This is a genomic window from Lyngbya sp. CCAP 1446/10 (assembly GCF_026130175.1).
GTDB lineage: Bacteria > Cyanobacteriota > Cyanobacteriia > Cyanobacteriales > Microcoleaceae > Microcoleus.
Genome location: NZ_JAIGNI010000094.1, coordinates 1 through 14,883, shown reverse-complemented (window position 1 = coordinate 14,883; position 14,883 = coordinate 1). Strand labels below are relative to the sequence as shown.

General features: G+C 41.8%; 15 protein-coding genes. 13 read left to right on the top strand and 2 right to left on the bottom strand.

Annotated elements, in window-relative coordinates; genetic code table 11:
* The 9 genes from K4039_RS25435 to K4039_RS25395 form a co-directional block, all read left to right on the top strand.
* Positions 1-667, top strand: a 667-nt coding sequence (locus K4039_RS25435) for a hypothetical protein (RefSeq protein WP_265239299.1), incomplete at its 5' end; no start/stop codon positions are given.
* 87 nt (positions 668-754) lie between these two features.
* A complete protein-coding gene (locus K4039_RS25430; RefSeq protein WP_265239298.1) occupies positions 755-1,111 on the top strand; it encodes a DUF3768 domain-containing protein in 357 nt (118 codons plus the stop codon).
* A 66-nt stretch (positions 1,112-1,177) separates the two neighbouring features.
* On the top strand, positions 1,178-1,885 hold the full coding sequence (locus tag K4039_RS25425; protein ID WP_265239297.1) for a prokaryotic E2 ligase family D protein: 708 nt from the start codon (positions 1,178-1,180) through the stop codon (positions 1,883-1,885).
* A gap of 61 nt (positions 1,886-1,946) precedes the next feature.
* Positions 1,947-2,585 carry a hypothetical protein gene (locus tag K4039_RS25420; RefSeq protein ID WP_265239296.1) on the top strand — a complete coding sequence of 213 codons (639 nt, stop codon included), beginning with the start codon at positions 1,947-1,949 and terminating at the stop codon, positions 2,583-2,585.
* On the top strand, positions 2,551-3,405 hold the full coding sequence (locus K4039_RS25415; protein WP_265239295.1) for a PRTRC system ThiF family protein: 855 nt from the start codon (positions 2,551-2,553) through the stop codon (positions 3,403-3,405). Before K4039_RS25420 ends, K4039_RS25415 begins: the two co-directional genes overlap by 35 nt.
* Positions 3,406-3,888: 483 nt before the next feature.
* Positions 3,889-5,130: a hypothetical protein gene (locus tag K4039_RS25410; RefSeq protein WP_265239293.1), complete on the top strand. Its 1,242-nt coding sequence runs from the start codon at positions 3,889-3,891 to the stop codon at positions 5,128-5,130.
* Positions 5,127-5,288 (top strand): hypothetical protein, encoded by a 162-nt coding sequence (locus K4039_RS25405; protein ID WP_265239292.1) that lies wholly within the window; start codon positions 5,127-5,129, stop codon positions 5,286-5,288. The genes K4039_RS25410 and K4039_RS25405 overlap by 4 nt, the downstream gene beginning before the upstream one ends.
* Before the next feature lie 124 nt (positions 5,289-5,412).
* Positions 5,413-5,649: a hypothetical protein gene (locus K4039_RS25400; protein ID WP_265239291.1), complete on the top strand. Its 237-nt coding sequence runs from the start codon at positions 5,413-5,415 to the stop codon at positions 5,647-5,649.
* Positions 5,646-6,101, top strand: coding sequence for an HNH endonuclease (locus K4039_RS25395; RefSeq protein ID WP_265239290.1), 456 nt, complete (start codon positions 5,646-5,648; stop codon positions 6,099-6,101). Before K4039_RS25400 ends, K4039_RS25395 begins: the two co-directional genes overlap by 4 nt.
* 90 nt (positions 6,102-6,191) lie before the next feature.
* On the opposite strand, the gene K4039_RS25390 is transcribed toward K4039_RS25395, so the two are convergent.
* Positions 6,192-6,470, bottom strand: a complete 279-nt coding sequence (locus K4039_RS25390) for a XisI protein (RefSeq protein WP_265239288.1) — start codon at positions 6,468-6,470, stop codon at positions 6,192-6,194.
* A 279-nt stretch (positions 6,471-6,749) separates the two neighbouring features.
* On the opposite strand from K4039_RS25390, the gene K4039_RS25385 reads away from it, so the two are divergent.
* Positions 6,750-8,156 carry an ATP-dependent RecD-like DNA helicase gene (locus tag K4039_RS25385; RefSeq protein ID WP_265239287.1) on the top strand — a complete coding sequence of 469 codons (1,407 nt, stop codon included), beginning with the start codon at positions 6,750-6,752 and terminating at the stop codon, positions 8,154-8,156.
* A 421-nt stretch (positions 8,157-8,577) separates the two neighbouring features.
* Entirely contained in the window at positions 8,578-10,077 is a 1,500-nt protein-coding gene (gene dnaN, locus K4039_RS25380) for a DNA polymerase III subunit beta (protein ID WP_265239286.1), read from the top strand.
* Between the two features lie 103 nt (positions 10,078-10,180).
* Here dnaN and K4039_RS25375 read toward each other — a convergent pair whose 3' ends face one another.
* A complete protein-coding gene (locus K4039_RS25375; RefSeq protein ID WP_265239285.1) occupies positions 10,181-10,579 on the bottom strand; it encodes a hypothetical protein in 399 nt (132 codons plus the stop codon).
* A 1,345-nt stretch (positions 10,580-11,924) separates the two neighbouring features.
* Between K4039_RS25375 and dnaX the strand changes: the two genes are divergently transcribed.
* Together dnaX and holA are read left to right on the top strand one after the other, a co-directional pair.
* Positions 11,925-13,358: a DNA polymerase III subunit gamma/tau gene (gene dnaX / locus K4039_RS25370; RefSeq protein WP_265239284.1), complete on the top strand. Its 1,434-nt coding sequence runs from the start codon at positions 11,925-11,927 to the stop codon at positions 13,356-13,358.
* Entirely contained in the window at positions 13,355-14,311 is a 957-nt protein-coding gene (gene holA, locus K4039_RS25365; protein ID WP_265239283.1) for a DNA polymerase III subunit delta, read from the top strand. The genes dnaX and holA overlap by 4 nt, the downstream gene beginning before the upstream one ends.
* The last annotated feature ends 572 nt before the right edge of the window (positions 14,312-14,883 follow it).

Below are 14,883 nucleotides of genomic sequence, written 5' to 3'. Positions count from 1 at the left end.
CGGCTTAACTGCTCAACTATTCCTAATTTTAGTGCTGCTGATAACTCTGGCTTTTCGCTCATCTGACTACATTACCATATTTTTCGGCTCTCAATCAACTATTTTTTACCTGAATCCTTACACAGAACTTATCCCGATCAGCCCCTGGCAATTAGAAATAGCACAAGAAGAACGCCTCGACCAACTCCTGATTGAGTCTTGGGGGTTGGATTGGTTGAGCTATGAAGATATTGATTCCTTAGCTCCTGAATGGCAAATCCTGCTATCTCTAAGTTCGGAAGGACTAAATTGGCTAACTGAAAATGAGGTGAAAGATTGGTATGAACAAGAATTTGAAGTTTCATTTTCTCAGATTCTACCACCAGATAGTATCAATCATCAGCAATTCCAACAGTTTTGCTCTCTGGCTGAATTTCCCGTAAAAGGGGTGCCAATTGTACTGAGTTTCCTCAATTACTCAACGGGTAATATTTGGCTTGACGGCTGCGCTCAATACGAGTATCAATTTGGAGAATGGACAGTCGAAAACTTGATATTTTTATCAGAACAATGGCAAAGTGCTAAAGAATTAATAACCCAGGCTCAACAGGTCATTGACTGGCTGGCTACTGACCGCCATCGACATTTTCAGCAAATTATTGAACTCTGGAACAAAAGCACTTTGTAAATTTGAATTACCCCTGAATCCGAATAATTACGAGTGAACCAGCAACCGCTAGTGCGGTTGTAGTTGTTGGAAATTGAGGTATTAATTATGACTGAAACTATAACAACAACCGAAAGAATTGCACGTCTTAATGACCAATTACGTCAAGGAGATACCAAAATTGGTGAAATTCGGATTACTCAAGCTGTAAAAGCTCTTATTCCCGAACAGCAACAAAAGTTACTGCAATTACTCAGAGATTTTAACAGTTTTGAAGCGGGCAACAACCCCTACGGAGAACGAGATTTTTTGAGCATTCAACTTGACAGTAAAAGCTATTTTTTCAAAATTGATTATTTTGACAAAAAAGCATGGCTGGAAAATCAAGAAATTGGTTCTGAATGTCCAGAAGACCCCGACAAAACTTGGAGAGTTGCTACGCTAATGCAGTCGAACGAATATTAATTGTCCAGCATGAGCTAACCTTACCTATCGGGTTAGCTCCATAACCTCTATCGATTTCAAGTTATTATGCAACATTTGTCAGGAGAAGTCTTTCGTGAAATTCTGCAAACAGCTCCCCGACAGCTAGCAGAAATTGATGCTGAATTACTGTTCATTAAAGAACAATATCTGTTCCATTATCGAGAAGGAACAAAGGAACACTACAAACTACTCTCCTCTGTCAGTTTGAGAACTGCATTTTCTCACGAGCCGATTGATACGGATTGGATGCCTCCAGGAGTCATAAGGTGGGGAACTAACTCTCAAGGAAATTGGGTAGTAAAATTCATATCTCCTGCCCAATATAACCTCCAATTTGATGATAGTAAACCCATTACTATTCCACTAACTGCCTTGGTATTTGTAGGACACAACACTCAATATTGGGTATTTGCAACTGATCTTGCTACTTTCAACCCAGAGTCGAAAGCTTACCACACTCCTTTACCAAACATCCATCCAAACGGTTTAATTTGCTGGGGGGAAAATACTCCACCTGTTGCTTCAACTCAAACCATTGACATTGCTTGGCAGAGCTTCATAACCACTCCTTTCAATGCTGACTTATCCAGCCAGAAAAGCCGAAAGTTTCCCCAGGATGTCAGAGAATATCTGAAAAGTTTAGCCTTGAGAAAAAGGCGTATTTATCCTGTTAAAGATTTAGTTGAAGTGAGGTACAGTCCTTCAATTGACTCTTTAGTGCAACACCTCCTATTGATTGCTAACCCTACCTAAATCAAAACTTTTATGTAGGGACTGCACTCAACATTTATTGTTCAACACAAAGTTTAAGTTAATGCTAAAACTTTTCAACCACATTCATGCCTCTATTCCCTTGCCTCCCATTGCTACTGGAGTATTCTGCGAATACGTTACAGCCTATAACGGCGTGTTTGTGCGTTCAGTTCGCCCCGGACTAGAGGCCATGATTCCTGTCGCAAATTCAACGCCCAATACTATCAAAGGGTTGCCACCTATAGAACCCTACTTGCACCTTGACACTCGTTTAGTACCATCAGAACTGCTACTTTCTATATTGACAAAAGCTGTATTCACCAAAGATAGCAGTGACAATCTCACAGAGATTTTATTTCACCTATCCCTTGACAGTAGTAATCAATGGCAACTGACAATTCCACTCCAATTGACTACACGAACAACCTGCCAACCTCTCGATAATTCATCCTACTCAACTGCTTTAATTGAGTGCCACTCTCACGCAGAATTGCCTGCTTTCTTTAGCAGCACAGATGATGCTGACGAGCGGGGTTTTCGCCTCTATGCAGTCTTGGGTAAAGTTAATACCTTGACTCCTGAGATTTTAGTGAGAATCGGAATTTTCGGACACTATAGCTTAATTAAAGCTAATTCTGTATTTGAAGAGCCACATTTGATCACTGATGCTTACCAAAACTCCCTTAAACCTCGACTTTGAGTACACAAATTCCACATCTCTCCTCCTCAAAGATTACTCTCACCTTCACTTATGGCTCGTGGGCTGTGGCGGCACTGGCTCTTATGTAGCTGAAAGTTTAGCGAGATTAGCTTACGTTTTCAAACAAGTTGGGAAAAATGTCAATATTACCTTTGTAGATCCCGATATTGTGGAAGGGAAAAATTTGGGGAGGCAGAGATTTTGTCAATCTGAACTTGGATTGAATAAAGCCACTACTCTTGCCTTGCGTTACAATCTTACCTGGGGGCTAGAAATTAGTGCAATTCCTGACTATTTTGACCCCAAACTGGTAAAATCATACTGGAATTATTTGGTAATTATCATTGGCTGCGTTGACAATAGTGCTGCTCGCCGTTCCTTGGGCAAAACGCTAGAGAATAACCGCCACGCTGAGATTCCGAGAATCTGGTATCTTGATGCTGGCAATAACTTGGATAGCGGTCAAATTCTACTGGGCAGCAATAATAGCTTTGAAGAGCTAACTCCGCACCTGGATAAGTTTAAGAAAATAGGTATTATGGGAGCACTTCCCTCTCCTGTTTTACAATGCCCCAATTTGATAGAATTGCGACCTGAAGAATTGGAAAATACCCATTTATCTTGTGCTGAGTTGGCTAATCTTAACGCTCAGAGTCTCACAATTAATCAAACGATTGCCTCAATCGTTACTGACTATCTATTCCGCCTCACTTTGACAAAGGACTTGCGTAAGTTTGCCACTTTCCTTAACCTTAAATCTGGTTCTATGCGCTCAGAATTTATCAGTTGTTCATCTCTCATAAAGTTTAGTCGTACTTGATACAAATCCTGGTTAGCTACAACTAACGGGATAACAACCCCGTCAAAAGCTTGATAAAATTAAGGACATAGCCCTCATACCCATCTGAAAAATCTGAGATAGTAGAGGGGAGGGTAAAGGTTTAACAATACACCTTTACCCTCCCCTTCCCTTTATTTTGCTAACTTTATTAAGATTTTTTTTTGTTTAATACTGTGTCGAGTTGTAGCGTTTCGTGTAGGCATCGTCGGCAAAGGATTGAATCAGCTCAATCTGACTAGGATTGACTGTAATTTCCCAGACCTTGACTCACTCAGGCACTGTCCAAGTTGCTTTCTTGGCGATATATTTAGCGGGACTTAAACAAATTTTAAGCCTAAATAAAGCCGAAATTTGCTTTATATGCACCAAAGATGCTAGCGAAAACTAGAAAGTTTTAAACTTCTGTTTGAGAAGATACCCCCTAACGGGAGAAGTTGAAAAAAAATTAACTTCTCAAAGGTTATGGACTCTAACACCGCTTTAATCGGTATCTCAACTATTTGCTCTAAATCTGACAACACTCCCCCTAGTGAAGTTAAACAAGTGGTAGCGGTAATTTTCCCTTTTCTCACTCCGCATCCTTCCGATCAACTTCCCTTTAAAGTAGGCGATATCATCAAAACTGGTGAGCATTACGGTACTGTCACTTCTCTAAATCAAACCGATCGACCTATAAGAATTACCTGGGATGCTAGTAACAGCGAAGACAGCTTTTCTTGGGATTATACACTTGATGAAATCTGTGTCCTCAAAATCTCCCTTGTGCCTCAGTTTATTCCTAAAAAAACTACGGGAGAACTTCCCGCTTGCACAACCATCGTACTTGCTAATTCGCAACAGGTACAATTCAGTAACACAACTATTTTCCAAGTAGAATCGCTAACTGAACACCACATTTTCATCTTGACTCTCGGCCAATTTTATCTCTTTCCCATTAACTTGTTTCCAGGCTTTCCGACAAGTTGTACCATAGATATTCCTGCGCCTCAGCAGTTAAAAGCCGCTCGCAGTTTGTCTGTTACTGACCTCAAAATCAGAGCTAAGACGTATTTAGCTCTCGAAATACCTGACAACTTCTTAGAATTCGCTATGCCAATTCAAAAACAGCAATTCAAAGAAAAACTGACTCGACAATTGAGCGAAGAAAATTACGAACTTCTCAACTTTAACATAGCTTGGGAAGAAACCTGGGAGCAGTACCTAAAAAACCTAGCCAAGAAACAAGGATTCTACGGATTTAAAGAGGGAGATTCTATTTTAAAATGCCGAGAAGGAGTTCAACAAAGGGGGATAGTCCAACGCTTGAACGTTGAAAATATACGTCCATTCCAAATCGAGTGGAACAGCGGAGAAATCCAAAATTACAGTTTAAACGAACTCAAAGGTTTGGGTATTGCCCGTATCGAAGCTATTGTTAAATTATCCCCCAATGTGGCTTATCAGATTAGCGAAGACGGCTCCTACTTTAGAGCTTGGATTGGGTTCCGTACTAAAGCGTTAGCTAAAGCTTGGCTAATACCTGTCAAAAAGCTAGTCGGCTACCTTAGCAACTTAATTGATTGCCAAGTTCCAGATATTCAACATACAGGCTCTAAATACGAATACGCTGTAGAATGTCCCCGGCATAAAACATTAAAGAAGCGTTTAGAAGCTTTGGCAAAAGTTGCTGAACTTGATTTAGAAGGGATGCCTTTTAGAAGATGAGCCGGAAAATGCGATCGCTCCAAACGTTTAAGGTACACAGGGCTAGGGCTACTGTACGCAGGTGGTTACAACAAATCGAACTCTCTGGACTGGCGATCGCTCTCTGGACTGGCGATCGCACATTCATATTTCCTCCAACCCTAACTAATCTATGTTAAAATCTAACAACCCTACCTTTGACAACTTGATGAGCCTAATCATTCTTAATAAAATATAAAAAAATGGTGGTCGATCAAAATTGGCTAAGGTTAAGCTAGTGCTTTGTGCTGGAGCAGCAAAATTATGATCCAAGTAGTGATTAGCCCACAATCCTTGCTGGAAACGGGCATTAAAGTTGATAAAATTGATAACCTTCGACTCTTCAAATTTACCGACGAGTTGCAATCTCGTCTCGAAGACCTGCTAGAAAAGAACAAGACAGGTTCGCTGATCCTAGAAGAAGAGGCAGAACTCAATGCCATAGGGGAACTAGACCGCATCTTTACCTACCTCAATTCACTCTTGGTTGCCCAGCAATGACTATTAATGAGTTGATAAGGCAATTGGTGCGGAAACGTGCAGGCTACCTGTGCGAATATTGCCACTCTCCAGAAAAAATCAGCACTTCTCGTTTCACCATCGATCACATCCAGCCGCGCTCTCTAGGTGGCTCCGACAATTCTGATAACCTAGCTCTGGCTTGCAGCCGTTGTAACCAGCATCGTTATAATTTCATTGTGGGTCGGGATGTCGAAACCTCAGCAATTCTGCCCTTATTTAATCCCCGTCAACAGCAGTGGTCTGACCACTTCAACTGGAACGCATACGGCACAAAGATTGTCGGCACAACTCCCATCGGTCGAGCTACTTGTGAGCGTCTTGACCTCAACGACGAACGCTATAGAGGAGAACGTTCTATCCAAGAAGCCCGTGCGCTATGGGTTCAGGCTGGTTGGCATCCTCCCTCAGAAGATCCCCGGCAGCTTGAGTAAGCGGATGTGTCCGCATTAAATATTAAAAGATAGACTCAATTTACCCACTGCAAAATCAGTAAATTGACGCACATAATGAGCTTTAAAAGCTCAAACAATATCCTCTTTAGGAACTCCAGCAGCTACCAACTTATTCGCCACTCCTGCTTCCGTTCTATCTCTCTGAATCCAAATTTTTTCATTTTTTATATCAACGTGAATTACACAGCCGTAAACCCGTTTTTGCTCGTACCAGCCCAAATGAAGCACTTGATAATGCTCCCGTTTCGTATCAAAAACTAATTGTACTTCTGTTTCAGTATCTAGGTCATTCCCTGAGTGTTGAGATAGAATTGTTTGGACTAATTCTCCGTAATTTATTCTTTCCATAAAACTATCTCCTCTTTAATAGCTTCAAAAATGAGTAACTTGAGTTGATGTTCAGCGATTAATTTTTGAATAAATCGATTTGGATGAAGAAGCCCAGACCAGCAGTGCTAGCTACCTTCCGTCTCCACAGCTAACAAGCGCGGGTGCAGCAGCTAGAAATGATAGAAAAACTCAAGTTTAAAGACTTAATATGCTGTGAATCCGACTCATTAGGTGATAAATAAATCAAAAAGCTAACGCTTATTAAGAGAATGATAAAATTAGCACCAAGCACTAATAATGATTCAAACCTTACTAGAACGACCGCAGGAATTTAAACAAATTCCCTTCGCACTCAAACCGCAACAACAGCAAGCCCTAGAAAAAGTAAGAGCCTTTCTAACCAGTACCGAGTCATTCTTCTTGCTTTGCGGTTACGCAGGCACAGGAAAAAGTACAATTGTCTTCCAAGTTATCAAAGAACTCTTGAGTAAAAGCAAGCGAATTGCCCTCACCGCCCCCACCAACAAAGCAGTCGGCATCCTCAGAAAAATGGCAGCGTCTCAAGGCATTTTCGGAGTAGATTTTATGACGATACACCAACTTTTAGGACTAGGCATGGTTCAAAAAGAACAAGAGAAAACTTTGGAGCAGACAAGTTTGAGTACCCTGCACCTATATGATATAATCTTCCTCGACGAATGTTCAATGGTTGGGACTCAACTGTGGGATTGGATCGATCGCAGATTTGAACGTACCCTGTTCAACCACCGCAAATTAATTCTCATGGGCGACCCAGCTCAGCTTAACCCCGTCGGAGAAAAACGCTCGCCTGTCTTCAGCATTACCAATAAAACTATGCTAACCGAAGTTGTCAGGCAAGCTGGAGAAAGTCCCGTCCTCGACTTCATCACCGAATGCCGTTCTTGTGTCAAGAATAAAACCGATATGTTCTTGCCACATTCTACCTACACTCAAGGGAACAAATCTAACGGTGCATTCAAAGTTAAGTCAGAAACACTCCTGCAATATGCCCTCAAAACCATCAAGCGCGAATTCACTTCTAACCCAGACTGCTTTAGGATTCTGTGCTGGACAAACAAGCAAGTCAACTATTACAATCAGGCCCTCCGAGAACAAGTTTACGGTCAAACAGCCCCCAGATTCATAGCGGGAGAAAGGCTGATTACCAAGAAACCAGTCATGGCCCCTGATTGTAAGACCGTTATTTTGCCCACTTCAACTGAATTTACCATTAAAGAAGTTGAAACGAGCCAACACTACGGCTATCGAGTATGGCTTTTAAAGATTGTGACCGATGACGGTTTATTTCGGCAAATCTTTGTGCTGCATGAATCCGAAAATAAACGCTACCAGGCTGAACTTAAGCAAAAACTCAAGAGTGCCCAGCGCAGCGGATTTTTATGGCGCAAGTATTATTGGTTTAAGGACGACATATTTGCCGAAATTGACAATTGCTTTGCCCTGACTATTCACAATTCTCAAGGCAGCACTTTTGATGAAGTGGGTTTGGACATTAATGACATTTTGACTAGGCTATTGGTGGGAAAAGAAATGAGCAGTAAACAGAAACTTAAAGAATACCACCGCCTCTTGTATGTCGGAACGAGTCGCTGCCGCCAACGGATACTATTTGTCCATCCAATTTCATCCCGAGTTAAACTGGCAATAGCAAAATTAGCTTAATCTGGTTCAACTAACTTTTGATGATAGGCAGTAGAAAGTAGGGATAAAATAGCAATAGATCGGTTTGTGAAAAAGGCGACATATCACTTAGAATAATATATCAGTAGGGCGAAGCATGACCTCTGTAAATATAAGACGTTCACCAATAACTTATATGCCGGAATGCTTCGCTCTCTTTTTTTCGACCAGATGCACTCCCAAAAACTGCTACTTAGATTACGATTTTATTAATCAACCAGCTCAAATTTATCATCCTAAAATAAAGGTTGATTATTACCTTTATTTTTTAACAATTAAAGGTAATAATCAACCTGCTCTCAACCATATTGGTTCCACTATTTCCACGACTCTCTTTTTTCAGCCACCGCTCGCGAGTGCTGCTACCGCAGCGGCAAATCGAACTTCTGACACACAACTAATTATGGCAAAATCTAGAGTTACAGAAACACCCCCTCAGCAAAAAGTAGTACAGAGAGCAACCAAGAAAAAACGCTCTCCTGAAACAGTGACTAATTCCGCTAAGGCTGGAAAATCTGTTACAAAAATCACAAAAAATTCTTCAACTTCTGAACCGGAAACAGCACTTTCAGAACAAGTAGAAGCCTCTGAAAAATCAACAGAATATACACCACTTTCAGCCGCAGATGCTTCTGATTTAGGAACTCAATCAAACGATGAGATATTGCCGGAGCCTTCTCCTTCCCCTTCAATCGTTGAATTTGCCTGTGATGCCAGAGAATTAAATGATTACATCCAAACTCTCAAAAGCAGCATTTATAGCAATAACAACCACGTCATTTTATCCAATATTCTCATAGAAGCAGATGCCGAAACTAGACAATTGCATTTAACTGCTTATAACCTGGAATTTGGGATACAAGCGAGTTTTGAAGCTAATGTCAAACAATCTGGCAAACTCACTCTCCCTGCAACCATACTCGCGGATATTCTCGGAAAATTTCCGAAAAGTCGCCTTACCTTAAAGAGTTCTTGGGAAATTATCAAAGGAAGTGACGTTCCATCAGTCAGTGCCACTCTGAGTGCATCAAGGAGCAAGCACGTCATTCGTGGGCTAACTGCGGACGAATTCCCTGCTATCAAGAGCCTTAAACAAAAACTGGTGACCATTCCTGCTAGTGTGTTAATTGCTGTCCTCAAAGCCAGCTTATTTGCTGTAAGTTCTGAAGAAACCAAACGGATCTTAACGGGAGCTAATTTTCAACTCAGCCACGACGCAGAAAGGGGACTTTCTCAATTGAGAGTTTGGACAACAGACGGGCATCGGATAGCAATGGTTGTAGGATTCAGTGAAAGCAGTGATTCCGATATTTTGAACACTCGAAACGTGGAATTTACAGTACCCACTAAGGTACTCCGGGTATTAGAGCGGACTTTGAATCCCACTGACAGAGTAGCTATTTACTATGAAACTGAGCCTGACAATAGCAGTAATTTTGTTGCTTTTGAGTGGAACAAGTGGCGGCTGACAGCGCAGTTATTAGAAGGAAAATACCCGAATTGCGACCAGATTATTGCTCCGTATCGGCATGAACTTAGCCATCAAGTTGTGGTAGAGAAGCTCAGCTTTTTGAAAGCCTTAGAGCGGGTAGCTTCTCACAGCGACAAGTCCCATGTTACAGCAATTTTTGAATTCGATTTAGATAGTCAACAAGTGCGAATTTCACTCAATAATACTCTCAGTTCTGGTACTGAGATAGTTGATGCCAAACTCTTCGGTTGTGACTTTCGGCTCAAGTGTGACATCCGCTATTTAATTGATACAGTTAAAGCTGTTTCTAGTTCGGATTTGCGGATGTTAATGGCAACTCCTACGGCTCCCATGCTGATTGCACCGTTTGGAACACCCGTTTCTGGTGCGGAAGCAATAGATTGTGAATATGTTATCGCCCCACAAGAATAATATGTAGGGAAGAACGATATCTATCGGTGAACTCGTTTCTCTCTAGCAGTTCCGAGGCTAACTTAATAGACCCTAATTGAGACTTCCTGCTCTAATCTCCATTTCAAAGGGGTTGATGAAACTTAGTTTGCTGTTTTACTGGGGGCTTGCCACGATAGCCCCTAAGATACTTGGAACGCCGTACTTGCCAGCCTTTGTTGTTGTAATCCCACCACCTCAAATAAGGATACGGGCCATAAGTCTTTCCCGTCTTCTTGTCAGGAATTAACTTCCATTCGATAGAGCCTTTGGCTCTGGGTTGATCTTCCGATGTCGTGACTGATGGCTGCTCCTCAACAGCAGCAGAGGTTGGAGCAGTAGGAGAAGGTTCTGTAGCACTCCTTGATTCTGTGCTGGGGGAGGCCTCTACTAAAGCATTGACAAATGCTTGCAAGCGTTTCAATTCCTCTAGCTCTAACTGCGCGGCTAAGTTCTGTGCGGTATCGAGGGTTGTTTCAGGCATATTGCTTAGGGTCTATTACTGAAAATACTTTATTTGTAGACCCTAAGCGAGTATAAGGAGGTAGGTAGTAACCTTTAGTTGCTTTTACTTAGGGTGTGTTTAACTCTCCTCATTATAGACCCTAAGTAAAAAATTGGCAAGATGTAAATCAATTTTATTTTTACTTAGGGTCTGTTTTTCTCAGGTTAAAATTTGTTAGACCCTAAGTAGAAACAGCCCGCACGCTGGATGAGCGCAATCAACGTATTTCCGTCATTGTAGCCGTTGGCAATTGGCAATAGATATAGCCTTTCTCACTTTAGTTAGCAGACGAATTTTGACCTGAAAAGCTTTACACTGTAAGGGTTACAGCATACCTCAGCATACCTCATCTTTCGCTCGAAACGCTATATTATTTATTGCGAGTAGATCTATCAAATCAAGAAGATTTATCGATCGCCCGCGTTTGACAAAAAAAGCGTTTGAGAGCCACCATCGCCATGCTCGCCAGTGGCTGGCCCTGCTTCTACTTAGGGTCTAACAAAACTCAGCCTGATAAAAACAGACCCTAAGCAAAAATAAAAAAGACAGACCCTAAGAAAGAATATAATCGGTTTATAGAACTGCCCTACTTCTACTTAGGGTCTAACAAAACTCAGCCTGATAAAAACAGACCCTAAGCGATTTCAGTCACCATCGCCAGCCGACAGCCCTGCTTTTACCCGCCTGCTGAGTAGTGAAGAAGTCCCTCAAACGCTTGAAATCTCTGCTTAGGGCGATCGATAAATTTTCTTGATTTGATAGATCTACTCGCAATAAATAATATCTATTGCCAATAACCAACTGCTACAATGACGCAAAAACATTGATTGCGCTCATTCAGTGGGCTGGTAGAAGATTGGCATTCTCTGCAAATCAATTGTATCTTCGACTTAGGGTCTGTATTTCTTAGGCTATATTTTGTTAGACCCTAAGTAAAATAGTGCATTCTCTGCAAATCAATTGTATCTTCGACTTAGGGTCTGTATTTCTTAGGCTATATTTTGTTAGACCCTAAGTAAAATAGTGCATTCTCTGCAAATCAATTGCTTCGACTTAGGGTCTGTATTTCTTAGGCTATATTTTGTTAGACCCTAAGTAAAATAGTGCATCCTTTGCAAATCAATTGCTTCGACTTAGGGTCTGCATTTCTTAGGCTATATTTTGTTAGACCCTAAGTAAAATAGTGCATCCTTTGCAAATCAATTGCTTCGACTTAGGGTCTGCATTTCTTAGGCTATATTTTGTTAGACCCTAAGTTGCTTTTCCGTGACACACATACTCCCCTATCGGGGAATAGTAATTGAAATTATGCTAAGACCTCAAAATGTACCAACCACTGCACCTCAAATACCGACCAAAAAACCTACAAGAATTAGTAGGTCAAGATACCATCAAAACAACCTTGACCAATGCCATCGCCTCCGACAAAATTGCTCAAGCTTACCTGTTTACTGGGCCCAGAGGAACAGGCAAAACCTCAACCGCTCGCATCCTCGCTAAATCCCTCAATTGCTTGAATAGCAAAAAGCCAGCCGCCACTCCTTGCGAAGAATGTTCAAGCTGCAAAACCATTGATTCTACTTCCAGCTTAGATGTGACTGAAATCGACGCTGCTTCACACAACGGCGTGGATGATGCCAGAGAATTAATCCAGCACAGCAACTTTGCCCCAGCGATGAGCCGGTACCGCATTTGGATTTTAGACGAATGCCACCAACTCAGTACCAGCGCTCAAAATGCTCTCCTCAAATGTTTAGAGGAACCTCCAGCTCATGTGGTGTTTATTCTCTGTACGACTGAGGCACATAAAGTGTTGCCAACAATTATCTCCCGCTGCCAAACTTTTAACTTCCGCTCTCTGTCAGTTGATGCTATTATCGGACAATTGGATAAAATTAGCGTCGCTGAATCTATTGCGATCGCAAGTTCGGCAATGTGGGCGATCGCTCGCACCTGTGACGGGGGGTTAAGGGATGCCCTGCAACTACTCTCTCAGCTTTCACTACTAAATTCAGAGATTACGGTTTCTTCAGTGGCAGAAGTCTCTGGGAGCATCAGCGAGGAAGACTCGATCGCCCTTCTCAAAGCCATTCATTCTGGCGATACGTTAAGCGTACTGCAATTTTCGAGAACGCTCATTGACAGCGGCAAAACCCCCAAACTGATTCTCAGCAAGTTGCTAGCAGCAATGAGAGATTTGCTCATTGTCAAATCAACGCGCCACTGCCAAAATTTAATTACAGGGCCCGTTGGCTACTCACAACTGCGATCGCTCGCGAGCACTTTCGATTTTGAAACAATTGATGCGGCTTGTACACAATTGCAAAAATCAGAATTTCAATTGAGAACCAGTACGAATGCTGCTACCTGGTTAGAAGTCTGTTTGCTGAACTTGATGCGTAAGAGCGAACCCGCTGCTCCCGAAATGCGATTATCGGCAACTTCCCAATCTAATCGATTTGACAAACTTGATAAAAGCCTTCAAGATGTTAAGGCTACTGCTCCTGCTCCTGCTCCTGCTCCTGACTTAGAGGCAACTTGGGCGCAAGTAGTGGCAGCAGCGAAACCAGGCAATCGCGACCTCTTGAACCGAGCTAAAATTGCAGAACTTTCTACTGATTCATGTGTGTTAGTAGTAGAAAGAAAATACGCGACTAAGTTTAAAAGTCACCTTGAATCCGTGCAGCGTATCGTCACTAAAGCTCTCGGTCGTTCTGTTAATGTCACTGTCAAAAAACAGGAGGATTTAGCAGCATGATCTATATCTTAATTGGGAATGATACCTACGCGATCGCCCGTGAAGTGGAAAAGTGCAAAACTCAAACTCACCCTCTCTGGCGAGATTTTAACATCCACCGCTTCGATGCTTCTTCCCTAGATGCTGCCCTTTCTGCTGCTGCTTCAGTTCCTTTCGGCGGAGGAAGCAAACTCATTGTCGTTGAAAATTGCGATTTCAAGCAATTTGGAGAAACTGGGCTAGAATTGCTCCAAATCTTGCCCCAGTTACCTACCACGACGCATTTAGTCTTCACTGCTGGTGCGATCGACAAGCGGCTCAAGGTGGTCAAGCATTTGTTGCAGTTTGGTCAACTTAAGGAATTTACTTTGATTCCCCCTTGGCGTACTGATTTGATTGAAAGTGCGATCGCGAATACTGTTAAACAGATGAATCTCTCAATTGCTAGAGATGCTGTCAGTTATCTAGCGGTAGCCATTGGCAACGATTCTGCTAGAAGAGTCAGTGAACTAGAGAAATTAGCCATTTATACCGACGGCGAGCGTATTACGAAAGAGGCAGCAAAAGCCCTCGTTCCCGCTACCACAGCCAGTAGCTTTCAACTTGCCGAAGCCCTTTTAAAAGGTCAAGCAGTGGCAGCAATTAAGGTGCTTGACGAATTGCTCTCAAGGGCAGAGTTTCCTTTGGCAATTATTGCTACTCTTCAAACCCAGTTTAAAACTTGGCTGTGGGTAAAAGCTACTCTCAATTCCGGCCAACAACGTTCTGATAGCGAAATTGCTAGTATGTGCGGAATTAGTAACCCCAAACGGCTATATTTCCTTAAGCAGGAGGTTAAGGAAGTATCTGCGAACTTCTTAAGTCGATCGCTCTCGATTTTGTTTGATTTAGAAATCGCTCTCAAAACTGGAGACAAGCCTGACTCGATGTTGCCTGCTTTGCTCAGAATCACTCAACTCAATCAGCTTAAATAACAGGAAAGCGCTGCCGAGTTAATTCGGCAGCCTTTCATTAACGGTAGTGTTAAAAAAGCTGTTTGTTTCAACAGTAGTGTTAAAAAATGTAACTGCTCAATAACCGCTGGTAAATTTAGAGGATCTGAATGCAATCCAACAATTTTACTAGGTTTGAGCCTGATTTTCCCCTGATTTGCCAGCGGTTATTGTGTTTTTTCAGCGGTTATTGAGCAGTTACTAAAAAAGCTGTTTGTTTCATTATTATGTAAGATTTGTTCTTAACATTTATGGGATAAAAAACTATACAATAAGTTCAGATTTGTTACAAATTTCGGCTCTCCTGATTTGGTAGTGATAAGCAAACCGCATATCCTTATGAAGAGGGCATTACAGAATCGCAAAAAGTTGTGCCTGATACCGTATTCACCATGAACCCAGGACAACCCAATTTTACTAAATTATTGCTATAGCAATCCTAAATCATTATCTACACTTATTATGATATAATTATATGCAATGATTGATTGTGACAATAAAAAAAATGAATAACTTACAAATGCCACAGAAAGATATGGAAAAAGAAAGAGCGG